Origin of the sequence: Chelativorans sp. ZYF759, assembly GCF_012911015.1 — a bacterium.
Taxonomy (GTDB): domain Bacteria; phylum Pseudomonadota; class Alphaproteobacteria; order Rhizobiales; family Rhizobiaceae; genus ZYF759.
The window spans coordinates 196,214-219,159 of record NZ_WVVV01000008.1; the positions used below are offsets into that span (position 1 = coordinate 196,214).

Annotated in this window: 23 protein-coding genes; 14 read left to right on the forward strand and 9 right to left on the reverse strand. The window is 65.5% G+C overall.

The features are described 5' to 3' along the window. Positions 1 to 42 precede the first annotated feature (42 nt). The 8 genes from GRZ55_RS14870 (at position 43) to GRZ55_RS14905 (ending at position 9,061) form a co-directional block, all read left to right on the forward strand. A complete protein-coding gene (locus GRZ55_RS14870) occupies positions 43 to 1,275 on the forward strand; it encodes a phosphopentomutase (protein WP_169287719.1) in 1,233 nt (410 codons plus the stop codon). Continuing rightward, positions 1,268 to 2,161, forward strand: coding sequence for a bifunctional DNA-formamidopyrimidine glycosylase/DNA-(apurinic or apyrimidinic site) lyase (gene mutM, locus GRZ55_RS14875; RefSeq protein WP_169287720.1), 894 nt, complete (start codon positions 1,268 to 1,270; stop codon positions 2,159 to 2,161). The genes GRZ55_RS14870 and mutM overlap by 8 nt, the downstream gene beginning before the upstream one ends. A gap of 44 nt (positions 2,162 to 2,205) precedes the next feature. Then, entirely contained in the window at positions 2,206 to 2,979 is a 774-nt protein-coding gene (locus GRZ55_RS14880) for an enoyl-CoA hydratase (RefSeq protein ID WP_169287721.1), read from the forward strand. Between the two features lie 162 nt (positions 2,980 to 3,141). Continuing rightward, a complete protein-coding gene (gene rpsT, locus GRZ55_RS14885; protein ID WP_169287722.1) occupies positions 3,142 to 3,408 on the forward strand; it encodes a 30S ribosomal protein S20 in 267 nt (88 codons plus the stop codon). Positions 3,409 to 4,331: 923 nt separating this feature from the next. Then, positions 4,332 to 5,786, forward strand: coding sequence for a chromosomal replication initiator protein DnaA (gene dnaA, locus GRZ55_RS14890; protein ID WP_169287759.1), 1,455 nt, complete (start codon positions 4,332 to 4,334; stop codon positions 5,784 to 5,786). Between the two features lie 169 nt (positions 5,787 to 5,955). Beyond that, the gene (gene dnaN / locus GRZ55_RS14895; RefSeq protein WP_169287723.1) at positions 5,956 to 7,074 is read left to right on the forward strand and encodes a DNA polymerase III subunit beta; all 1,119 of its coding nucleotides are present in this window, start codon (positions 5,956 to 5,958) and stop codon (positions 7,072 to 7,074) included. 31 nt (positions 7,075 to 7,105) lie between these two features. Next, entirely contained in the window at positions 7,106 to 8,257 is a 1,152-nt protein-coding gene (gene recF / locus GRZ55_RS14900) for a DNA replication/repair protein RecF (protein ID WP_169287724.1), read from the forward strand. Between the two features lie 30 nt (positions 8,258 to 8,287). Further along, the gene (locus GRZ55_RS14905) at positions 8,288 to 9,061 is read left to right on the forward strand and encodes a molybdopterin-synthase adenylyltransferase MoeB (RefSeq protein ID WP_169287725.1); all 774 of its coding nucleotides are present in this window, start codon (positions 8,288 to 8,290) and stop codon (positions 9,059 to 9,061) included. Positions 9,062 to 9,464: 403 nt separating this feature from the next. Here the strand turns inward: GRZ55_RS14905 and GRZ55_RS14910 are convergent, their stop codons facing one another. From GRZ55_RS14910 to GRZ55_RS14930, 5 genes are all read right to left on the reverse strand, one after another. Continuing rightward, entirely contained in the window at positions 9,465 to 10,181 is a 717-nt protein-coding gene (locus GRZ55_RS14910) for a hypothetical protein (protein WP_169287726.1), read from the reverse strand. A 1,453-nt stretch (positions 10,182 to 11,634) separates the two neighbouring features. After that, on the reverse strand, positions 11,635 to 12,063 hold the full coding sequence (locus tag GRZ55_RS14915; protein ID WP_169287727.1) for an OsmC family protein: 429 nt from the start codon (positions 12,061 to 12,063) through the stop codon (positions 11,635 to 11,637). A 93-nt stretch (positions 12,064 to 12,156) separates the two neighbouring features. After that, positions 12,157 to 13,134, reverse strand: a complete 978-nt coding sequence (locus tag GRZ55_RS14920) for a hypothetical protein (RefSeq protein WP_210257355.1) — start codon at positions 13,132 to 13,134, stop codon at positions 12,157 to 12,159. After that, complete coding sequence (locus GRZ55_RS14925; protein WP_169287729.1) at positions 13,025 to 13,795, reverse strand: N-acetyltransferase; 771 nt, start codon at positions 13,793 to 13,795, stop codon at positions 13,025 to 13,027. Before GRZ55_RS14925 ends, GRZ55_RS14920 begins: the two co-directional genes overlap by 110 nt. Positions 13,796 to 13,916: 121 nt before the next feature. Further along, on the reverse strand, positions 13,917 to 14,918 hold the full coding sequence (locus GRZ55_RS14930) for a D-glycerate dehydrogenase (RefSeq protein WP_169287730.1): 1,002 nt from the start codon (positions 14,916 to 14,918) through the stop codon (positions 13,917 to 13,919). 219 nt (positions 14,919 to 15,137) lie between these two features. Here GRZ55_RS14930 and GRZ55_RS14935 point away from each other — a divergent pair, with 219 nt between their 5' ends. Together GRZ55_RS14935 and GRZ55_RS14940 are read left to right on the forward strand one after the other, a co-directional pair. Further along, positions 15,138 to 15,452 (forward strand): PilZ domain-containing protein, encoded by a 315-nt coding sequence (locus GRZ55_RS14935; protein ID WP_169287731.1) that lies wholly within the window; start codon positions 15,138 to 15,140, stop codon positions 15,450 to 15,452. A 104-nt stretch (positions 15,453 to 15,556) separates the two neighbouring features. Then, positions 15,557 to 16,108 (forward strand): SH3 domain-containing protein, encoded by a 552-nt coding sequence (locus GRZ55_RS14940; protein WP_169287732.1) that lies wholly within the window; start codon positions 15,557 to 15,559, stop codon positions 16,106 to 16,108. A gap of 8 nt (positions 16,109 to 16,116) precedes the next feature. Here GRZ55_RS14940 and irrA read toward each other — a convergent pair whose 3' ends face one another. Beyond that, entirely contained in the window at positions 16,117 to 16,521 is a 405-nt protein-coding gene (gene irrA / locus GRZ55_RS14945) for an iron response transcriptional regulator IrrA (RefSeq protein ID WP_210257357.1), read from the reverse strand. A 224-nt stretch (positions 16,522 to 16,745) separates the two neighbouring features. Between irrA and fabA the strand changes: the two genes are divergently transcribed. The 4 genes from fabA to GRZ55_RS14965 all read left to right on the forward strand — a co-directional run bounded on the left by fabA (position 16,746) and on the right by GRZ55_RS14965 (position 21,016). Beyond that, complete coding sequence (gene fabA / locus GRZ55_RS14950; protein ID WP_169287734.1) at positions 16,746 to 17,261, forward strand: 3-hydroxyacyl-[acyl-carrier-protein] dehydratase FabA; 516 nt, start codon at positions 16,746 to 16,748, stop codon at positions 17,259 to 17,261. 56 nt (positions 17,262 to 17,317) lie between these two features. Beyond that, positions 17,318 to 18,538 (forward strand): beta-ketoacyl-ACP synthase I, encoded by a 1,221-nt coding sequence (gene fabB / locus GRZ55_RS14955; RefSeq protein WP_169287735.1) that lies wholly within the window; start codon positions 17,318 to 17,320, stop codon positions 18,536 to 18,538. 7 nt (positions 18,539 to 18,545) lie between these two features. Continuing rightward, the gene (gene fabI, locus GRZ55_RS14960; RefSeq protein WP_169287736.1) at positions 18,546 to 19,355 is read left to right on the forward strand and encodes an enoyl-ACP reductase FabI; all 810 of its coding nucleotides are present in this window, start codon (positions 18,546 to 18,548) and stop codon (positions 19,353 to 19,355) included. 77 nt (positions 19,356 to 19,432) lie between these two features. Next, on the forward strand, positions 19,433 to 21,016 hold the full coding sequence (locus GRZ55_RS14965; RefSeq protein ID WP_169287737.1) for a bifunctional diguanylate cyclase/phosphodiesterase: 1,584 nt from the start codon (positions 19,433 to 19,435) through the stop codon (positions 21,014 to 21,016). Positions 21,017 to 21,020: 4 nt separating this feature from the next. Here the strand turns inward: GRZ55_RS14965 and GRZ55_RS14970 are convergent, their stop codons facing one another. The 3 genes from GRZ55_RS14970 to GRZ55_RS14980 form a co-directional block, all read right to left on the reverse strand. Further along, complete coding sequence (locus GRZ55_RS14970) at positions 21,021 to 22,034, reverse strand: class I SAM-dependent methyltransferase (protein ID WP_169287738.1); 1,014 nt, start codon at positions 22,032 to 22,034, stop codon at positions 21,021 to 21,023. A gap of 34 nt (positions 22,035 to 22,068) precedes the next feature. After that, on the reverse strand, positions 22,069 to 22,623 hold the full coding sequence (gene idi / locus GRZ55_RS14975; protein ID WP_368856622.1) for an isopentenyl-diphosphate Delta-isomerase: 555 nt from the start codon (positions 22,621 to 22,623) through the stop codon (positions 22,069 to 22,071). Continuing rightward, on the reverse strand, positions 22,620 to 22,946 hold a 327-nt coding region (locus GRZ55_RS14980; protein WP_169287739.1), incomplete at its 5' end, for an aminotransferase class I/II-fold pyridoxal phosphate-dependent enzyme. The genes idi and GRZ55_RS14980, both read right to left, overlap by 4 nt.

Sequence of the window (22,946 nt, forward strand, 5' to 3'; positions counted from 1 at the left end):
GAGGCCTAATCAGGCACGAGCATCGACTTCAAAGGCTTGGCCGTGCCCAGGGCATTCTTGTTCGTTCTCGATTCCTTTGGAATAGGCGGCGCTAGCGACGCCGATCGTTTCGGTGACGCCGGAGCGGACACCTATGGTCACATTCTGGAGGCTTGTGCCCGTGGCGAAGGCGACCGGGCCGGCCTGAGGCAAGGCCCGCTCAATCTTCCTCATCTGCGTGCGCTGGGCCTCGACCATGCCGCAGCTTTGGCGACCGGTTCTCCCCGACAGGAGGAAGCGGGTCTTCTTGGCTTCTTCGGCGCGGCAGACGAGACCTCGACCGGCAAGGACACCCCGTCCGGTCACTGGGAGATCGCCGGGCTGCCGGTGACCTTCGACTGGGGCTATTTCCCCGACACGGTTCCTTCCTTTCCCGAGACGCTGACCCACCGCCTGATCGAGGAGGCCGGGCTTCCCGGCATCCTGGGCAACTGCCACGCCTCCGGCACCGAGATCATCGCGCGCCTTGGCCAGGAGCACATCTCGTCCGGCAAGCCGATCTGCTACACCTCGTCGGATTCCGTCTTCCAGATCGCGGCACATGAAGAGCATTTCGGGCTCGATCGCCTTTACGCGCTCTGCGAGACAGCACGCATTCTCGTCGACGAACTGCGTATCGGTCGGGTCATCGCGCGCCCCTTCACGGGCTCCGGTCCCCAGGACTTCGCGCGCACCGCGAACCGGCGCGACTACGCGGTGCCGCCGCACGAGCCGACACTGCTCGACCGGCTAAAGGCGCGCGGCAGCCGGGTCTTCGGCGTCGGCAAGATCGCCGACATCTTCGCACATCGGGGCATCACCGACATTTCCAAGGCCGCAGGCAACATGGAAATGTTCGATGCCGCGCTGGCAGCGATGGACAAGGCCGGCGACGGCGATCTGGTCTTCGTCAATTTCGTGGATTTCGATTCGCTCTTCGGTCACCGCCGCGACGTCGCCGGATATGCCGCGGCGCTGGAAGCCTTCGACCGGCGCCTCCCCAAGGCTGTGTCGAGGCTCACGCCCGGCGACATGCTCATTCTTACGGGCGACCATGGCTGCGATCCCACCTGGAAGGGCACCGATCACACCCGCGAACGCGTACCCATCCTTGGCACGGGCCCCGGCCTGAGAGCTGCATCGGTGGGGCTGCGATCAAGCTTTGCCGATATCGGTGAGACAATGGCCGAGCATCTGGGACTGGAAGCCGGCCCGTACGGCGAGAGTTTTCTCCAGGCTTTGACGCACGATGCCTGAACTGCCCGAGGTCGAGACAGTGCGGCGCGGTCTGCAGCCGGTCATGGAGGGCGCGACGATCGAGGCGGTCGAGCAGCGGCGACCGGATCTGCGCTTCCCCTTTCCCGATGGTTTTGCGGCGAGCCTCACGGGCCGCCGCATCGTCTCTGTCGCCCGGCGTGCCAAATACCTTCTGTTCCACTTCGATGCCGACATCGTCCTGATCGGACATCTGGGCATGTCCGGCTCGTTCCGTATCGAGGACGTGGCGGCCTCCTCGACGCCCGGCATCTTTCATCACCCGCGGTCCAAGGCCGAGGCCCACGACCACGTGGTCTTCCACCTGAAGACGGCGGCAGGTTCCGCGGTCCGTGTCGTCTTCAACGATCCACGCCGCTTCGGATTCATGCTGTTTGCCGAAGGCGCCGCCCTCGATGCGCATCCGCTCCTGGCCGGTCTCGGCGTGGAACCCACGGGCAATGCTCTCGACGGCGCGCTCGTCAACAAACTGTTCCTTGGCAGGCGCACGCCGCTCAAGGCCGCGCTCCTCGATCAGCGGCTGATCGCCGGTCTTGGCAACATCTATGTCTGCGAGGCGCTGTGGCGGTCCGGCCTCTCGCCGCGGCGAAAGGCAGGCAGCATCGCCTCGGCGAAGCGCCCGTCGACGGCGCGCACGGACGCGCTTGCCGCCGACATCCGCCAGACCATCGCCGAGGCGATCGAGGCCGGTGGTTCGTCGCTGCGCGACTACGTCCACACCGATGGTTCGATGGGCTACTTCCAGCATTCCTTCAAGGTCTATGGCCGGGAGGGCGAGCCTTGCGTGAGGCAGGGTTGCGACGGCACCGTCGGGCGCATCGTGCAGTCCGGCCGCTCCACTTTCTATTGCCCGGTGTGCCAGCGTTAGTTATGCCGCTTGCATGCGACATCGGTTCCTGCGGAGGACGAGACATGGCCTATGAAACGATTCTGGTTGAAACGCGGGGCAAGGTTGGCCTTGTCACGTTGAACCGGCCCAAGGCGCTCAATGCGCTGAATTCCCAGGTGCTTGAGGAAGTGCTCGCCGCACTGACCGCGTTCGACCGCAATCCGAAGATCGGGGCCATGGTCATCACGGGTTCGGAGAAAGCCTTCGCCGCCGGTGCCGACATCAAGGAGATGTCGTCCAAATCCTATATCGACATGTATATGGAAGACTTCTTCGCCGACTGGGAGGGCATGACGCGCATCCGCAAGCCCGTCATCGCCGCGGTGGCCGGCTATGCGCTCGGCGGAGGATGCGAGCTGGCGATGATGTGTGACTTCATCATCGCCGCCGACAACGCCAAGTTTGGTCAGCCAGAGATCACCCTCGGCGTCATGCCCGGAATGGGCGGGTCGCAGCGACTGACCCGGTTCGTCGGTAAGGCCAAGGCGATGGATATGTGCCTCACGGGCCGCAACATGGATGCGGCTGAGGCGGAACGCTGCGGCCTCGTGTCCCGCGTCGTGCCGCCGGGCGAACTGATCGAGGAGACGCTCAAGGCGGCCACGAAGATCGCCGACTTCTCCCTGCCGGCCGTGATGATGGTCAAGGAATCGGTCAACCGCTCCTACGAGACCACATTGTCGGAGGGGCTTCGTTTCGAACGGCGTGTCTTTCACTCCATGTTCGCCCTCGACGACCAGAAGGAAGGAATGGCTGCGTTCTCGGAGAAACGCAGCGCGGAATTCCGTAATCGCTAGGGGCTGGTGAAAAGCCGTTTGGCATGGTCCGCGCGGCGTTGACGGGCCATGCAAGGTCGACTATAAGCTGCCACGACCGAGGCGGCCTGGCGGCTGCCCGTTTGTTTTTGTGTCCGGCCCATGACGAGTCGGACCCGTTCATGTAAGATCGAGAGAGACAGAATGGCCAATACACCCTCGGCCAAGAAGGCGACACGCAAGATCGCGCGCCGCACGGCCGTCAACAAGAACCGCCGCTCGCGCGTGCGTACCTATGTGCGCAAGGTCGAGGAAGCTCTGGCCAGCGGCGACAAGACCGCAGCCGAAGCAGCTCTGCGTGAGGCTCAGCCCGAATTGATGCGCGCCGCCGGCAAGGGCGTCATGCATCCCAACACGGCTGCCCGCAAAGTTTCGCGGCTCTCGCGCCGTCTGAAGACGCTCAGCGCCTGACGCTGAAGTCATATGTCAGAATCGAAGCCGGCCGCTTTGCGCGCCGGCTTTTTTCTTTGCCGGACAATGGGTTCCCAGACCCCGCCGCGCCTCCTGAATTACCGTCGGGAAGTTTTGCCGGCGCGTTTGCGCCGCCGAGGGCGACTCGTGCCGTAGCGGAATGGGCGCCAGACCCGGGCCGACAGATTTTATCTTTCAAAAACAACAGTTTGCTCGGGGTGGCCTTGAGTGTTTCACGGCGGTCTTCGCAAAAGTTGGGGACACGAAAGTCAAGCGCTTTTTTTGAGATTTTTTTCGTTCGCCGACTGTTCCAGACGCCTCTTCAAGAAGGTTTTGATTCGTAACAGATTCGTCGCCATCGTCCGTCGCGCCGTCGAGCGCAGCCACTCTCCCGGCCCCTTCGAATCATGAAATTTCCCTTACTACGGGTTGCCCAGCGCCCGCCGGATTCAGTAATCTCCTTTTTGTCGAGAGGGCGGGCATAGTCCTCGGTTTCACGCCGAAATAGGCAAGCGTTCTGCGCGGGAGCGATCCTGCGAGCAGGGGAATTTTGCCGTCTCGACCTGGGCCTTTTTTGGGCATGCGGCATCCTGAGGTGCCGTTTCGACGATGGACCAATCGGTCCGGCGAACCCTTTCTCCTGCGCCGAGCACGGCGCGTGGCCACGGCGACTACGCCGTCGGAGATCGGTTTTGCTTGGATGAAAGATGGAGAGAGCGAGAGAGACGGACAGGATTTCGGAAAGGCGAAGCGCGACGCGGCGATAAAGACCGGGCGCGCATATGCGGGAGACGACAACGGAGCCGCGGCGGCGGCAGAACCAGAACGGGATAACAATAATGCAGAGCGGTGTTGCGGCAACGGACCTGGCGGTCACCGTTGCAGGAGGCAAGAATTTTGATGAAGTCGAAGGGGGAAAGTTCATGGAAGCGTCGGGCGCACCGGAAGTCATTTTCGAGCGCGTCAAGACACAGTTGAAGGCGCGGCTGGGCGCCGAGGTCTATTCGAACTGGTTCGGCAGCCTGATGCTGGCTGAGTGTTCCCGCAGCGTGGTGCGGCTGTCCGTGCCGACAGCCTTCCTCAAGCTGTGGATCAACAATCATTATACAGGCCTTATCGACGAGCTCTGGAAGAAGGATGACGCGAACGTCCTGAAGGTCGAGATCATCGTTCGCAACGCGACGCGGGCCGCAAGGCCGGTGGTCGACGAGCAGGCCGACGAAAAGCCGGCTCCCCGTCGTCAGGTGAAGCCAGCGCCCGTTCCCGCCGCACGCGCCGAGCGCTATAATGTGACCCGCGGCCCCGAGACCGGGGCAACGTCCCCGAACGTCGTCGGCTCGCCGCTGGACAGCCGCTATACATTCGCTTCTTTCGTGGAAGGGCCTTCGAACCGGATGGCCTTTGCCGCCGCAAGGGCAGTGGCCGAGCAAGCTGCCAATGCCGTGCGCTTCAACCCGCTTTTCCTTCACGCTTCCGTCGGGCTCGGCAAGACGCATCTCCTCCAGGCCATCGCAGATGGCGCGTTGAAGCGGGATCCCTCGGCGCGGGTTCTCTATCTGACCGCCGAGTATTTCATGTGGCGCTTCGCCACCGCGATTCGAGACAACAACGCTCTCACCTTCAAGGAACAGCTGCGCGGCATCGATCTTCTGATCATCGACGACATGCAGTTCCTCCAGGGCAAGTCGATCCAGCACGAGTTCTGCCATCTCATCAACCTGCTGCTGGACAGCGCACGGCAGGTGGTCGTGGCGGCCGACCGTCCTCCTTCGGAACTCGAATCGCTCGAACCCCGCGTGCGCTCGCGTCTCAATGGCGGCGTCGCGCTGGAGATCTCGGCGCCCGATTTCGAGATGCGCCTTTCCATGCTGAAGCATCGGCTCGATGTCGCCAAGACGGACGATACGTCGCTCGAAATTTCCGATGAGGTTCTCGCACATGTCGCGCGCACCGTGACCGGAAGCGGGCGGGAACTCGAAGGAGCCTTCAACCAGCTTCTGATCCGCCAGTCCTTCGAACCCCAGCTTTCCGTCGAGCGTATCGAGGAGATCCTGGGGCACATCTACCGGTCGGGGGAGCCCAAGCGGGTCCGCATCGAGGACATCCAGCGCGTGGTGGCACGGCACTACAACGTGTCGAAGACCGAGCTGCTTTCGAATAGGCGGACGCGCACGATCGTCAAGCCGCGCCAGGTCGCCATGTTCCTGGCGAAGATGATGACCTTGCGATCGCTGCCGGAGATCGGGCGCCGTTTCGGCGGCCGCGATCACACCACGGTGCTGCACGCGGTGCGCAAGATCGAAGGCCTGTCGCAGGAGGACAACAAGCTCGCCCAGGAGATCGAACTGCTCAAGCGCCTGATCGCGGATCAGGCCTGAAGGCGAGCCAGCGCGGCGGATTGCCGCTTATCCCCAGAACAGCAAGCCAGGGGGCGCCTGCCGCTCCCTGGCGGGCTTGCCTTCCGGCACGATTTGCTGTCACTTTGCCTGTCCGCTTCCGCCGGCCGCGCCGGCAATCCTCAGTCCTATCCAGCGAGACATTTTCGCCATGCGCGTCACATTGGAACGCTCCAATCTTCTCAAGTCGCTGAACCACGTCCATCGCGTGGTCGAGCGCCGCAACACGATCCCGATCCTGTCGAACGTGCTTCTCACGGCAGCCGGGGCGAGCCTTGAGATGAAGGCGACCGACCTCGATATGGAGGTGACCGAGGCGACCGCCGCGCAGGTCGACCAGCAGGGCGCCACCACCGTGCCGGCCCATCTGCTCTACGACATCGTGCGCAAATTGTCGGACGGCTCGGAGGTCATGCTCAAGCTGGAAGAGGGGGGCGGATCGATGTCCGTCATCTCCGGCCGCTCGGCCTTCCGTCTGCAATGCCTGCCCCAGTCCGATTTCCCGGAACTGACGGCGGGAACCTTCTCGCACACCTTCCGTGTCGCTTCGGCAGACATGAAGGCGCTGATCGAAAAGACGCAGTTTGCCATCTCCACCGAGGAGACGCGCTATTACCTCAACGGCATCTATCTGCACGCGGTCGAAGCCGAAGGACAGCTGAAGCTGCGTTCGGTGGCTACCGACGGTCACCGGCTGGCCCGCGCCGAGGTGGAAGCACCTGCCGGCTCGGAAGGCATGCCGGGCATCATCATCCCGCGCAAGACGGTGAGCGAGATCCTGAAGCTGGTTGACGATCCCGACGTTTCGGTTGCGGTCGAGCTTTCCGATACCAAGATCAGGCTCACCATCGGCAGCGTGATCCTGACATCCAAGCTGATCGACGGCACCTTCCCCGATTACCAGCGCGTCATCCCGACCGGCAATGACCGCAAGCTGGTGGTCGATCGCCAGAGTTTCGCGCAGGCCGTCGACCGCGTGTCGACCATCTCGTCCGAACGCGGCCGCGCGGTGAAGATGACGCTCGCCGACGGCCAGGTGACCCTCGCCGTCAACAACCCGGATTCCGGCAGCGCGACCGAGGAACTGGCCGCTCAATATGATTCCGAGGCGATGGAGATCGGCTTCAACGCCCGCTACCTGCTCGATGTCGCAGGCCAGCTGAGCGGATCGGAAGCCTGCTTCCTGCTGGCCGATTCCGGTTCTCCGACGCTGATCGAGGACGCCGAGGACGCCCGCACGCTCTACGTGCTCATGCCGATGCGGGTGTAGCCCGCGCCGGCGTCGCCGGCGGGCGAAGGACATGCAGCAGCGCACCCTTGAAAAGACGCATATCGCGCGGCTGCAGCTTACCGATTTCCGCAACTACGCAGCGCTTTCCCTCGATCTCGAGCCGGGCATCGTCGTTCTGGCGGGCGAGAACGGCGCCGGCAAGACCAACCTGCTTGAAGCCGTCTCGCTGCTCTCGCCGGGGCGCGGGCTGCGGCGCGCGTCCTACGAGACCATGGCTCGGGAAGGGGCGCCCGACGGCTTCGCGATCCATGTCCGGCTGAACGGCCCGTTCGGCGACTGCCAGATCGGCACCGGCACGGTGGGCAACGGCCAGTCGGGCGGGGAGGGCGGGCGCAAGGTGCGTGTCAACGGCGTGCCCGCGAAATCCGCCGAGGCGCTGCTGGAGTGGCTGCGCGTGGTCTGGCTGGTACCGTCGATGGACCAGCTCTTCACCGGGCCGGCCGGCGACCGGCGCCGCTTTCTCGACCGGCTGGTGCTGGCGATCGACCCGCGGCACGGGAGCCGGGCACTCGACTACGAGAAGGCCATGCGCGGTCGAAACCGGCTCCTGACCGATCCGCGCGCCGATCCGGCCTGGCTTGACGCGATCGAGGCGCAGATGGCCGAGACGGGCGTCGCGATGGCTGCCGCCCGGCGCGAGCTCGTTCGTCTGCTCTCGTCGATGATCGAGCGACTGCCCGCTGACGGCCCCTTTCCGCGCGGCGACCTTACCCTTTCCGGCACGATCGAGCAGGGGCTGGCCGAACGGGCTGCCGTCGATGTCGAGGAAGACTGGTTGCAGGCGATGAGGGAGGGCCGCGTCCGCGATCGCGCCGCAGGCCGCACGCTCGAAGGGGTGCATCGCTGCGACCTGGAGGTTCTCCACCAGCCCAAGCAGATGCCGGCGGGGCTGTCGTCCACCGGCGAGCAGAAGGCGCTGCTGGCAGGCATCGTGATCTCGCATGCGCGGCTTGTGGCGGAGACGACCGGCATGTCGCCGATCATGCTGATGGATGAGATCGCCGCCCATCTGGACGCCGAGCGCAGGGCCGCTCTGTTCGACATCCTGCTGGAAATGGATATCCAGGCTTTCCTGACCGGCACCGACGCCGCGCTGTTTTCCGCGCTCGAAGGCCGCGCCCAGTTTCTCGGTGTCGCAAGCGGCGGTAGGATCACGTCCTAGGTCCCGGAGAGACCGATCGAGGAGCGAGCGATGGAACAAAACGCACCCTTGAGCGACGAGGAGCTGGAGCGCTACGCCCGCCACCTCGTGCTGCCGGAAATCGGCGGACCCGGCCAGCAGAAGCTGAAACGCGCGCGGGTGCTGGTCGTGGGCGCCGGCGGGCTCGGCTCCCCGGTTCTCCAATACCTGGCCGCCGCCGGCATCGGCACGCTCGGCATGATCGACGACGACATTGTCTCGCTCTCCAACCTCCAGCGCCAGATCATCCACGCGACCGATACGGTGGGGCGCCCGAAAGTGGACAGTGCCCGGCAGGCCATTGCGGCGATCAATCCGCATGTCGCGGTCGAGACCCATCAGGCGCGGCTGACGGCTCAGAATGTCGATGCGCTCGTCGCCGCCCATGACGTGGTGGTCGACGGCTCCGACAATTTCGACACGCGCTACCTCGTCGCCGATGCCTGCCAGCGGGGGGAGCGGCCGCTGGTGGCGGGCGCGCTGGGGCGGTTCGACGGATCGCTGACGGTGCTGAAGCCCTACGAGCGGGAGCCCGACGGGCGGCGCAACCCCTCCTATCGCGATCTCTTCCCCGAGCCGCCGCCGGCCGGCCTCGTGCCGTCCTGCGCGGAAGCCGGCATCGTGGGCGCGCTGGCCGGCGTCATCGGCACGCTGCAGGCCGTGGAGGTGGTGAAACTCGTGACCGGCATCGGCGAACCGCTGGTCGGCCGCATCCTGCTCTACGACGCGCTCGCCGCCCGCTTCGAGGTGATGCGCTACCGGGCACCGGCAGGGGCGGCCGGCTGAGGGCGGAACGTAGCGTCGGGCCCTTGTGGGGTCGCCCTCACCGGCCCTCCGGGCTTCCCTGCCGGCCGGATTCCCCGCTGCTGACGCACCGTCCCGGCGTTCGCTGGCCTTTCATCGTGCCACTGGCACGCTGGATTTGCCTTCGGCAAACCGGCCGCTCACCCCCCGTGAACGGGGGAGGATTGGGGTGGGACGGGCGTGACGGCTTGATCCTCCCTTGCGAAGCGGGGGAGGGGGACCATGCGCAGCATGGTGGAGGGGGCGTCCTGCACCACCCTTGACGGGAAAGCCGCCACACAGTTGCCGGGTGAACGACGCCCACCTCCATTGCCGGGGCCGACCCCCTCACCGCCTCGCTGCGCTCGGCACCTCTCCCCCTCAAGCGGGGAGAGGATGGGGGCCCTCACGACGTGTCGGGGGTCTCCAGCGCGTGGAGCGCCAGCGAATGGGCGTGCGCGAGAATCTCGTCGATCTCGCGGATGTTGGGGGGATGGGCCGCGGAAGGATCGTAGCGGTAAAGCCGGCCGCCGGGCGGCACGCGGCGGATGGGCAGGCGGGCCGTCCGGCGGCGCGCTTTCCAGCGGGCGAAGCGCTTGGCCTGGCCAGGGAGATCATCGAGCGCCGCGGCAAGGGCTGCGAGGCGCTGGGTCAGACGCGTGGCGCTGATGAGGTCGTCGGCGGAAGGCGGCGGCGGAAGCGGTGCGGGTTCGGTGAGGCCGGGCACGACAATGCGCGGGGCGGCTTGGGGCGGCACGGTGCGGCGGCGCCGGCCGTGGAGATTGAGCCGGCAGGGCGGATCGAAGAGGGGGAAGGCGGGGATTCGCTTTGCAGGGGAGGATAGGCCGTCGCGGCTGGCATTGGCTGGCGCCATCATCACGGCGATGCCGAGGCGGCGAAGGAGCGGTTCGATCGGCTGGGGCTTGGGCTCAGACTTGCGGGGATGCGGGGGTGGCAAGGCGATGCCGCGCGAGGCGGCGATGATGAGGCGGCGGGCGGCCGATTCGGCCGGGCGCAGCAGGGCCAGGATGGCGCGCCAGAGCAGGCGGGGGATGGTTCTTCGAGGCGTGCCTTGGGCGCGGGCATCGGGATGAGGGGCATCGCATGGGAATTCGACCCCCACTCCGTCCCGCTTCGCGTGCCACCTCTCCCCCGATCGACGGGGGAGAGGAAGCGCCGGCCGAGATGCCGCGCTTTCTTCAACAGCCTCTTCGAAGGTACAAGGAAGCGGTGGCGGCGGGGCGGGACGCTCTTCCTCGCCCCCTTTGAGGGGGAGAGGTGGTTTGCGCAGCAAACCGGAGTGGGGGCTATCCGGGGCATCGACAAATTTGTCGGCGCCGGGGGCGCCCTCTTCACCCAGCCCCGCCATCTCGACCAGCATGGCGACGATGCGGGTGAGTGCCTGCCGGTTCGCCTCGATTGCCGCAGTTCCGTCCATCACCGCCTCCGTTGGTTGGGCGCGGGGAGTATGGGGGCGGTGTTAGGGGGTGTGGATAGATTGGGGGCAGAATTTGTTGGCTGGGGCTTGCCCTCGTCCTTCGAGGCTCCGCTGCGCTGCGCACCTCAGGATGAGGGCTGAGAGGTTGCGCACCTCAGGATGAGGGCGGCAACGTTGTCGCCGGGTTCCGGACCAGACGGCAGCTAGCGCGGCTTGCCCTCGCCCTTCGAGGCTCCGCTGCGCTGCGCACCTTAGGATGAGGGCAGAGACGTGGGCGCCGGGCTTTTGGGCTCGCTCAGACAGCAGCTTGGGGAGCTACAGCCGAAGCGGGCCGCACCGGCAGCCCTCATGGTGAGGTGCGAAGCCGTAGCGAAGCGGAGGCGCAGCCTCGAACCACGAGGGCGGTTTTGGGTGGCGCAGACCCCTCATCCGACCTCCTGCCTCGCCGTTCGCCATGCTCACGGCTCGTTGTCGGCCACCTTCTCCCACAAGGGGAGAAGGGGAGTCGCGCTGCGTCAGCGCCTGTTGAAAATCGCCGATGTCGGCCACCGTTCGTCGCTTTGATCGACAAATCGTTGCCGATCAACCGGCCTGCGGCCGACCGCTCCTCACCCCACAAGGGGAGAAGGGGAGTCGCGCTGCGTCAGCGCCTGTTGAAAATCGCCGATGTCGGCGATTGGCGGAACTGTCGATGCGGGCGTCCCCTTCTCCCCTTGTGGGAGAAGGTGGATCGGTGCGTCAGCGCCGAGCCGGATGAGGGGTGTGCTGCGCGGCATGTGCCGTTCAGGCATGGATCCTAGGGTCTGCGCGACGGCCTGCGGCCTGCTTCGCCATAGGATGACGACGCGTGGGGGCGGGTCGTCGAGGGGAGCGGCGGGTGAGGGATGGGCGACTCCCCCGCGCTTCGTCATCCTCGGGCTTGACCCGAGGATCCATGCCGGAACGGGGGAGGGATGGCGGCTGGGGTCGGAAGCCCCGGGTGGCATGTGTCGTTCAGGCATGGATCCTATGGTCTGCGCGACGGCCTTGCGGCCTGCTTCGCCATAGGATGACGAAGGTGGGGTGGGCGCTTCATATCCACTGTTCTGCTCTGAATCCCTGGTCCGCTTCGCGGCCCCGGATGACGGCGGTGCGGGGGTCAGCCGTCCGCCGCTGTGTCCACGACCTCGAAATCGTGGCTCATGGCGGCCGTCTTGGCCATCATGGCGGAGGCCGAGCAGTATTTTTCCACCGACAGCGAGATGGCGCGCTCGACCTTCTGGTGCGACAGGCCGCGTCCCTTGACGATGAAGTGCATGTGGATGCGGGTGAAGACTTTCGGGTCCGTTTCGGCGCGATCGGCATCGAGTTCGACGACCACGTCCTCCACCTTCTCGCGGCCCTTTTCGAGAATATGCACGATGTCGAAGGCCGCGCAGCCGCCGGTGCCCATCAGGACGAGTTCCATCGGGCTTGGGCCGGGGGTGGCGCCGTCAGGTTCGGCGGCGGTGCCCAGCACGATCTTGTGGCCGGTACCCGACTGGCCGACAAAGGTGCGTTCCTCGACCCATTTGATGCGTGCTTTCATGATCCTGCGCCCTGTTGGAAATGACGCGCTGTCTTATGCGCTTGCGGACCGAGCGTCAGCAAAAAAGCGTTTGCGCGGATTGCCGTCCGAGCGTCAATCGGTGCGAAGCGCGTGCTCGCGCGGCACAGCGATGTGAAGATGGTCCTGATGCAGCAGGTCGGTGAAGGAGCGGCCGCCAAAGCCGTCCAGCGCCCACGGGCTGCCGATATTGGCGACGTCCGGCTGGTCGTAGAGCCATTTCACGAAATCGTGGGTGAGGCTGCCTTCGGCGCGGTCGTCGATGACGAGGCGATCGCCGATCCGATGCACATCGACGGCGACACCCCGGCTGTGATCGCTCATGCGGTCGGTGCCGAAAATATTCCAGGGATGGCCATTGTCGAACACGATCACGCCGATCGGTTCCTGCTCGGCCGCCCTTGCCATGAGCGCCAGGAGTTCCGGCGCCACCCGCCCGGCATGAATGTCCCAGCGGGCGGAATCGGGCAGTTCGATGCGGGGATTGTCCAGCACCGCACGCGCCTCCGGGCTCAGAACGTCGGGACGGGGGACGGGTTCGCCGCCATCGGAGGCGAGCTGCTCGAAGCGCCAGCCTTCCGCGTCGCGGCCGATGCGGATGTCCAGCGCGCGCATCTCGGTCCGGATGCCTGCGGGCGTGCCGATCTTCTGCTCGACCACGATCATGACCGAGGCCCGCTCCGGCAACAGCCCGCCGAACTGCGGATAGACGATCCGGCCGCGCGACCAGCTGCCCTCATGGTGGAGGGCAAGGGCTGCCGGCATGGCCGCTTCCGGACTGCTGCGTTCGGGCAGGCGCGCCGCGATGTCGGCGGCCGTGTCGTCGGCCTCGTAATTCGTGAGGGCGTGCGCGACCTCGACGGCGAACCGTTTCAGTTCCCGCTCGAGCTCGCTGTCGGAGAGTTCCGCGGGCCGGGCGACCGGTGGCGGCAGCGAGGCCGAATCAGCCGGCGCGAAGGCCGGCGCCGGCGCTCTCGCCCCATCCATGCCGGAAGCCGGGGCGGGCAGCACGACGCTCGTGGCGAAGGCGGCGAGCAGCATCAGGTTTTTCATCGGCAATGGTCTTGTCCAGTTGAAGCGAATATTCGCGCAGCGCCTCGCCGTCCTGCGACGGGCGCAGGTCGACGCAGGCGCAGCCCAGCCGCTCGAAGAACGGCGCGCCGGGGCCGCCCTCGCGCGTCACGAGGCGGGCCTCCGCCGCACCCGTGGCATGGGCCTGCCGACGGAACTCCTCGACCAGCCGCCGGCCGACGCCCAGCCGCCGTGCGGCCTTGCTGGTGACGATGTGGCTGAGCACGCAAGACGGGCCGGCGCCGGCATTGGCGACCGCGGCATCGTCGCGACCCAGGAGGCCGAGATGGCGCCCCAGCCCCTTGGCATAACGGCCGGCGCGCGAGGAAATGAAGCTCCAGGCGAGCGCCGGCTGCAGCAGCAGCGACCGCGTGCCCTGCACGGCAAGGTTCATCCCGTGTTCCTCGACCACCCAGCGATAGTGCCGCGCATTGGCGGTCGTGCCGAAGAGGGCGCCGACCACCCGGCCGCTCTCGGACCGTGCGACAAGCGCGATGGCATGGGGAGAGGCCGCGAAACTGGCGTGGTAGGCGCGCATGAAGCGCTCTCCGAGCTGGGGAAACAGCCCGAGTTCGAGATGCTGGCGATGGAGCGTCGCGGTGGTTGAAAGATCGTCCTGACGGACTTTCTCAATGCGTAGCATGGTTGCATCCTTCCGAGCCCCCTCGGTTGACGATTCAAAAGGTTAATCGTCGAATCGGCGCGGTCGTTCCATGGAAATTGCCCGTCCATGGAAACTGGGACGCGCAGGGGCCGGAGGCGGATCAGGCGCGCAGCGGCAGGACGCGGTCGGGCGGGCGGTGCCCGTCGCAGAAGGTGCGGATGTTGATGATCACCTTCTCGCCCATGTCGATACGGCCCTCCATCGTGGCCGAGCCCATATGCGGCAGGATCACGACCTTGCCCTCGCGGACGAGCTTGACCAGCTTGGGATTGACCTTGGGCTCGTGCTCGAAGACGTCGAGGCCCGCACCGCCCAGCCTGCCTTCCTGCAGCATGCGGATCAGCGCGTCCTCGTCGATGATGTCGCCGCGCGCCGTGTTCACGATGATGGTGCGCGGCTGAAGCAGGGCGAGCCGGCGCGCCGACAGGAGATGGAAGGTGGCGGGCGTCGACGGGCAGTTGACGGAGATGATGTCCATGCGCGCCAGCATCTGGTCGAGGCTGTCCCAATAGGTCGTCTCGAGCTCTTCCTCGAGCGCCGGCGCGACGCGGGAACGGTTGTGGTAATGGATCGAAAGGCCGAAGGCCTTGGCGCGGCGGGCGACCGCCGTCCCGATGCGGCCCATGCCCACGATGCCGAGGCGCTTGCCCCATAGCCGTCGCCCGAGCATCCAGGTGGGCGACCAGCCTGCCCAGGCGGTTTCGTCCAGCAGCACCTGCGCGCCTTCCACCAGCCGTCGCGGCACCGCCATCATCAGCGCCATCGTCATGTCGGCCGTATCCTCGGTGAGAACGCCCGGCGTGTTGGTGACCGTGATTCCCCTGGCGGCGGCGGCCTGTACGTCGATATTGTCGACGCCATTGCCGTAATTGGCGATCAGCTTGAGCTGGTCGCCGGCCTGTTTGATGAGGGCTTCGTCGATCCTGTCGGTGACCGTGGGCACCAGCACTTCCGCCTCGCGGACAGCCGCCACCAGCTGCGGCTGGGTCAGCTGCACGTCCTCGATATTCAACCGCGCATCGAAAAGCTCGCGCATCCGGGTCTCGACCGGATCCGGCAGCTTGCGCGTGATGACGACGAGTGGACGCTTCCTGCCGGGCATGGGCTCCTCGGATGAGTCGAACGAGTGACTGGCGGACAGGCAGCGACGCCGCACTCCCCCTTGCGAAGGTGTAGCAATCACCTGCGTCCAAGACAAAGGAAAAGGCGGTGGCGGGAGGCGGTCCCAGTGTCGCGGGACGGCAAGCGGTGGGGGGACGTTAACCAATTTATTCTTGTTTCGCGGGTATATCCTAAGGTCGATGCCTCGCAGGGGACGGAGATGACGGAAGATTTGCGGCGGGAGGAGCGTGAGCGGTGCCATGTGCGTGCCAAGGTGAAAGCCCGGGGCCAGACTTATCACGGCTGGGTTCACGACGTTTCGGCCAAGGGCATGCGCATCTCCACCGACGAGGTCGCGGAAATATGGACCGGCGACGAGATCGAGGTCGATATCGAGGGCTTCGGCGTCATACTGGGCACCGCGCGCTGGCGCGTTCCCGGTCGGGCCGGCATCCTGCTTCACGACATGCTCTATGACAGCGGCGACGAAGGCTCCCGATCGGCGGCACTCGGAAAATTCTTGCAGAACGCCTGACACTCAGGCGGCCGGCGTTGAGACCTCGTTAACCGGCTTTGGCGAGATTGGACGATCAGGGCCGCCGGGACGGGCGGCCGATTCGCACAGGAAGCAGTGACTGCATGTCATCGTTTGCAATCGCCTCGCGGCTGATCTGCCTGGCAGCATTCTGCATGGGCCTGGCTGCCGGCACGCCCTCGCTGGCGCAATCCGCCTCCCAGAATGCCCAACTCGGCCCCAGCGGGCTGCCGCTGCCGCGTTTCGTCAGCCTGCGCGCGCCGCGCGCCAATATTCGTGTCGGGCCGGGCACCGACTATGCGGTGCAGTGGACCTTCGTGAGGGCCGGGGTGCCGCTCGAGATCGTCCAGGAATATGACAACTGGCGCCGGGTGCGCGACGCCGAAGGGGCCGAGGGATGGATCAACCATTCGCTGCTTTCCGGCAACCGCACCGCCATCGTCGCACCCTGGGAGAAGGGGCAGCTGCCCGAACTGCCGCTTCACGCGCAGCCCAGCGAATCGTCGCGTGTCGTGGCCCGGCTGGAGCCCGGACTCATGGGCGCCGTGCGCTCCTGCGATGGCGAATGGTGCGAGATGGATTTCTCAGGCGTCAGGGGCTGGATTCCCCAGTCGCGCATATGGGGCGCCTATCCCGGCGAAACCTACCGGAACTAGGGCTTTTTTCAGCGGGGCACCTTGGGACGCAGCCGCACGATGATATCGACATTGGCCACTTCCATGCCTTCCGGAGGCTCCGGCAGGTTGGAGACAGTCACGGGCCCGTGGTCGATATCCAGCACCAGATTCTCGCCCTCGACGAAGAAGTGGTGATGGTCGGATGTGTTGGTGTCGAAATAGGTGCGCGAGCTTTCCAGCGCGAGAATGCGCAGCAGGCCGGCTTCGGTGAACTGGTGCAGCGTGTTATAGACCGTGGCCAGCGAGACGGTCACGCCCGCGGTGAGCGCTTCCTCGTGCAGTTCCTCCGCCGAAAGGTGTCTGTCGCCCTTGGCGAAAAGCAGGTCCGCGAGCGCCACGCGCTGGCGCGTCGGCCGCAGGCCGGCATCGCATATGCGTTGACGCGCATCCATTTCCGCAGCCGGCTGTTTGCTTTCCGCGCTCGCCATTAGGGGAGTTTCCCGATCCATGCACTTGACCCACAACATATATTCGGTCCCGAGGCCGCTATCAATAGCGTCATTGCCTTGCTTGGGACGGGATTGAGGTCAATGTCTGGTTTCCAGCCGCGAACCGACTGTGATAGGAAGGCGCCGAAGCAGCGGAGGCTGCCACCAGAATGAGGTACGGGGACAGGATGTCAGAACGCAAATCCAGCTTCGACTATGAGGAACTCCTGGAGTGCGCCCGCGGCGAGTTGTTCGGGCCCGGAAACGCACAGCTGCCGGCGCCGCCGATGCTGATGTTCGATCGCATCACGGATATCAACGAGACGGGCGGCGAGTTCGACAAGGGCTATATCCGCGCCGAACTGGACATAAAGCCGGACCTCTGGTTCTTCCCGTGCCATTTCATCGGCAACCCGGTGATGCCCGGCTGCCTGGGCCTCGATGCCATGTGGCAGATGACCGGCTTTTTCCTGGGCTGGCTGGGCGAGCAGGGCAAGGGCATGGCCCTGTCGACCGGCGAGGTCAAGTTCAAGGGCATGGTGACGCCTTCGGTCAAGAAGGTGGAATATGGCGTCGACTTCAAGCGCGTGATGCGCGGGCGCCTGGTCCTGGGAATCGCCGATGGCTGGTTGAAGGCGGACGGCGAACAGATCTACAAGGCGGTCGATCTGCGTGTCGGACTGGCCAAGCAGAGCGCCGACTGAACGCCTCGCGAACCTGTTCAATGGCCGCGGGCCGCCAAGCAAGGAAGGAGCCCCTGATGAGACGCGTGGTCGTCACCGGAATGGGCATCGTGTCGTCGATCGGCAACGATGTCGAGGAAGTCACGCAGTCCCTGCGCGAGGCGCGCTCGGGCATCAGCTTCTCGGACGTGTTCGCGGAGCACGGTTTTCGCTGTCAGGTCTGGGGAGCCCCCACGCTCGACGCGAGCGAGCTGGTGGACCGCCGGGCCATGCGCTTCCTGCACCAGGGCGGTGCGTGGAACCACGTCGCCATGCAGCAGGCGATCGCCCAGGCCGGACTCGAGGCGGAAGAGATTTCCAGCGAGCGGACCGGCATCATCATGGGCTCGGGTGGTCCCTCCACCAAGACCATCGTGGAAGCCGCCGAGCTGACGGTGAAGAACAACAGCCCCAAGCGCATCGGACCTTTCGCGGTGCCCAAGGCCATGTCGTCGACGGCCTCGGCCACGCTGGCGACCTGGTTCAAGATCCATGGCGTGAACTACTCGATCTCGTCGGCCTGCTCGACGTCGGCGCACTGCATCGGCAATGCCTATGAGCTCATCCAGTGGGGCAAGCAGGACATGATCTTCGCCGGCGGGCACGAGGATCTGGACTGGACGATGTCCAATCTCTTCGACGCGATGGGCGCCATGTCGTCGAAATACAACGACCGCGCGGCCGTGGCTTCGCGCGCCTATGACGCCGAGCGCGACGGCTTCGTGATCGCCGGCGGCGCCGGTGTCCTGGTTCTCGAGGAACTCGAACACGCCAAGGCCCGCGGGGCCACCATCTATGCCGAGATCGTGGGTTACGGCGCCACTTCCGATGGTCACGACATGGTCGCGCCGTCGGGCGAGGGGGCCGTTCGCTGCATGCGGCAGGCCCTGCAAGGCGTTGACGGCCCGGTCGATTACATCAACACCCACGGCACCTCCACGCCGGTCGGCGACCAGAAGGAGGTCGGCGCGATCCGGGAAGTGTTCGGCGAGAAAATTCCGCATATCGCTTCGACCAAGTCGCTCACCGGGCATTCGCTTGGCGCGGCCGGCGTCCAGGAATCTATCTATTCCATCCTGATGATGCAGGCCGGCTTCATCGGCGAGAGCGCGCATATCGAGACGCTCGATCCGGAATTCGAGGGCATGCCGATCGTGCGCCAACGCATCGACGACGCGAAGATCGACACCGTATTGTCCAATTCCTTCGGCTTCGGCGGTACCAACGCGACGCTGGTCTTTCAGCGCTACAATGGCTGAGGCAAACATGTCGGGAATCATGAGGGGTAAACGCGGTCTCGTCATGGGGGTCGCGAACGATCACTCCATCGCCTGGGGGATCGCCAAGAGGCTGCATGCCGAGGGCGCCGAAATCGCCCTAACCTACCAGGGGGATGCGTTTGGCCGCCGCGTCAAGCCGCTGGCCGAGAAGATCGACGCGCGCCTGGTGCTGCCTTGCGACGTCGAGGATTCCGCCAGCATCGACGCGACCTTCGACCGGTTGAAGGAAGAGTGGGGAGGCCTCGATTTCGTCGTCCACGCGATCGGTTTCTCCGACCGCAACGAGCTCAAGGGCCTCTACGCGGACACCACCAAGGCGAACTTCGTGCGCACGATGGTGATCTCCTGCTACTCCTTCACCGAAATCGCCCGAAAGGCGGCGTCGATGATGAACGATGGCGGCAGTCTCGTCACCATGACCTATGCCGGCTCCGTTCGCGTCATGCCGAACTACAACGTCATGGGGGTCGCCAAGGCGGGGCTCGAGGCCAGCGTGCGTTATCTCGCCTATGATTACGGTCCGCGGGGCATCCGCGTGAACGCCATCTCCGCGGGGCCGGTGCGCACGCTAGCCGGCGCCGGCATCGCGGATTCCCGCTTCATGTTCGCGCACCAGCAGAAGAACGCGCCCTTGATGCGCAATGTGACGATAGACGAGATCGGTGGCTCGGCCCTCTATCTCCTCTCCGATCTGTCATCGGGCGTCACGGGAGAGATCCACTATGTCGATTCCGGCTACAACATCGTCTCGATGCCGCGGCTCGACCAGCTTCGCGACCCGGATACTGGCAAGTAGATAAAGTTTCACTGTTTTCATAGAACTGCTTTTTAAGACAGTCCGGGTAGTTTCCTCCATAATAGAGGAAATCCCGCATGAACGCAGCATCAAGCCCTGCGCGCAGCCAGTCTTTCAGGCTCATGACCATAGGTGCTTCCGGCGCCGGCAGTTTCATCCTCGCGCTCTGGGCGATGCAATCCGGATTCGGCGGCCAGATCGGCGGGTTGCCTTCCGAACTCGTCGGTGCGGTGATATCGGCGCTGTGTGCGCTGGCGGCCTCCCTCGCGGCGATGTCGTTCTTTGCGGGCGTCGATGAATCCGAGGAATATGTCTATCAGGAGACGCAGATCGACAAGCTGACGGGTCTCAAGACCCGGACGGCGATCGTGGGATTGATCGCCACAGCCGCAGCGCGCTCCCTGCATGATGGTCGAGCCGTTTTTCTTCTCGACATCGACATCGACCGGATGAAGCACATCAACGATACGATCGGCTTCGGGCAGGGCGATCAACTGATCCGTTGCTTTGCCAAGAGACTGGTCGAGAACCTGCCGCCGAATACCCAGGTCGGACGGATCGGCGCCGGCGAATTCGCCGTGCTGCTCAGCGACGAGGCGGTGCCGCCGAGATTCGACGCGTTTCTCGACAGCCTCATGGAACGGCTCATGGAGCCGTACCAGCTTCCCTCCCACCTGCAATCGGTGAGCGTGTCGATGGGGCTTGTCGCCATGCCGCTCGATGGCAACGATCCGATCCGGCTTCTCAGGCATTCCAACCTGGCCCTGCAGAGCGCCCGCGCCAACGGCATCGGCAGCTGGTCGGTCTATTCCGACGAAATGGGCAAGGTGGCCGAGTACCATCACTGGATCGAGTCGGAACTGCACATCGCGTTCGAACGCGGCGATTTCGACGTCCACTACCAGCCGCAGATGAACCTGAGCAAGGGCGACACCGTCGGCTACGAGGCGCTGATCCGCTGGAAACATCCCCAGCGCGGCATGATCCCACCCACCGAGTTCATCCCTGTCGCCGAGGAGACGGGCATGATCTCGCTGATCGGCGAGTGGGTCCTGCGCCGTGCGTGCACCGACGCAAAGCACCTGCCCGCCGACTGCTTCGTCGCGGTGAACATCTCGCCGATACAGTTCGGTTCGCGCGATTTCGTACAGCGCGTTCGCAAGATCATCGACGAGACCGGGATCGACCCCGCGCGGCTCGAACTGGAGGTCACCGAAACGGCGATGATGCAGGACCGCGAACGGGCCGCGGCCATTCTGTGCGAACTGGGCGAGATGGGCATCTCGGTCGCCGTGGACGATTTCGGCACCGGCTACTCCAATCTGAGCTATCTGATCGATTTCCGCTTCAAGAAGCTCAAGATCGACCGCTCCTTCGTTGCCCGCATGGAAAACGACGACAATTCCGGCGCGGTGGTTTCCACGATCGTGGGGCTCTCGCGCGCGCTTGGCGTGCGCACCATCGCGGAGGGGGTGGAGACCGAGGGCCAGGCCACGCTGCTGCGCGCGGCGGGCTGCGACGTCGTGCAGGGCTTCCTGTTCGGGCGGCCCGAGCCGCTAGACTTCGCCGTGCCGCGCAGACATGAGAATGCCCAGCCACACGCCGGGCCGTCCCTTGCGATGGAGCCCGAACCCCGGCCTCGCAGCGCTGCCGTGAACTGAGCACTCAGCGCGTGGCCACGATCACCTTGTAGCCGCCCTCGCGGGCGATCTCTTCGACGCGCGGGAAGCTTGCCGAAAGCGCGCGTTCGTAGGGCAGCGCCGAATTGGCAACCAGATAGAGCCGGCCGCCCTTCTTCATGCCCCTGGCCGCGGCGGCGATCATGGCGATGCCGATCGCCGGATCGGCACCATGTCCCGTGCGGTGGAAAGGCGGGTTCATGACGATGAGATCGTAGGTCCGCTCCAGGGGTTCGCTCGTCACGTCGCGCCAGAAAATCTCCGCGCGCGGCGTCCCGGCGCCATGGTGGGCAAGATTGGCGCGCGCCGCGGCGCATGACTCGAAATCGGCTTCGTAGAGATGCAGGGTGGCCTTGTCGTCCGCTCTCTCGAGCACCTGCGCGGACAGATAGCCCCAGCCGGCCCCGAGATCGGCCACCGCCCCCTTGATATTCGCCGGCAGATGCGCGGCGAGCAGCCGCGACCCGGGGTCGATCCGTCCGTGCGAGAACATGCCCGGCGCGGTCTGGAAGCCACCTTCGACCGCCGACGCGTCATCGGCCGCGGGAAGGGGGCGATCCGGACGCGCAAACCAGAAGACGATGCCGTGATGCTTCGACTGGTGACCGTCAAGCGGCAGCAGCTTTGCCATGCGCTTGCGAAGGCTGTCGCCGCCGTTCTTCTTGGAGGCGGCGACGACGATCAGGCCGCCGCTGCGCAGGCCCGCGACAGCCTCGCCTATCCAGTGCTCGTTGCGCCCGCGATGCCGTCCGCCCTGAACCAGGGCGACATCGTAGACGCCGCCATCGAGCTGCGGGATAACACGCAGGCCGCGCCTTTCAAGCTCCAGAAAGGAGGGGCGGAAGCCCTGGACGACGGTCAGCTGACCGCCAAATCCCTCCGGCAGCCGGAAGCCGGGTTCGGCCCCGAGGAACAGGACGTGGCTGTCGTTGCCGGGCAGGGCGAGTTCGCCCGCCTCGAAAGGATGAAACAGCGTCTTCCAGCCGTCGTCTTCCGTCACGATGCCGGACCGTCCGCGGCCGCGCGATCGGACGTCACGCCGCCAGCCTCAAATCGAGCTCGTTCCATCTTTCGAGATAGATCCTGAGCCAGGGGGTGAAGGCCTGCGGGTTTGCCGCGATCTCGCGGGTGAGCTGGGCGACGGTGGCCCAGCGCAGTTCGGCCACTTCCGCGCGGTCGAAGGCGGTSGGCAGGACCGGGCGGGGGAGGTGGCCTTCGAAGACGTGCACGATCTCGTGCTCGATCAGGCCGTGGCCGACSKCGGCGCGGTATTCCACGATCGCGCGGTGGGTGAGCGGCAGGCAGATCCCGAGCTCTTCGCCGACACGCCGCTGCGCGGCCGCCTCGATGGTCTCGCCCCAATGGGGATGCGTGCAGCAGGAATTGGCCCACTGGCCGGGCGAATGGTACTTGGCGTCGGCGCGCCGCTGCAAAAGCAGCCGGTCGCCGTTAAACACGAAGGCCGAGATGGCGAGGTGCTTCCGGCCGGTCCGATGCGCCTCCATCTTGCCGATGGGAAAGAGCGCACCATCCTCGGCGATCGCCGGGATGAGCGGGTCGGCGTGCATGAGGGCGGGGCTTTCGCTCACGCCACCTGGCGCGCCAGCGCGCATTGCGACCACAGCTCCGACAGGGCGCCCACCAGATGTTCGATATCGGCGTCGGTATGCAGCGGCGAGGGCGTGATGCGCAGGCGCTCGGTCTTGCGCGGCACGGTCGGGTAGTTGATCGGCTGCACATAGATGCCGTGGCGGTCGAGCAGGATGTCGGAGAGCCATTTGCACTTGGCCGCGTCGCCCACCATCACCGGCACGATGTGGCTGGGATTGGGCAGATAGGGAATGCCGATGGCGTCGAGACGCGCGCGCACCTTGGCGACCCGGTCGCGCTGGCGCATGCGTTCCATCTGGCT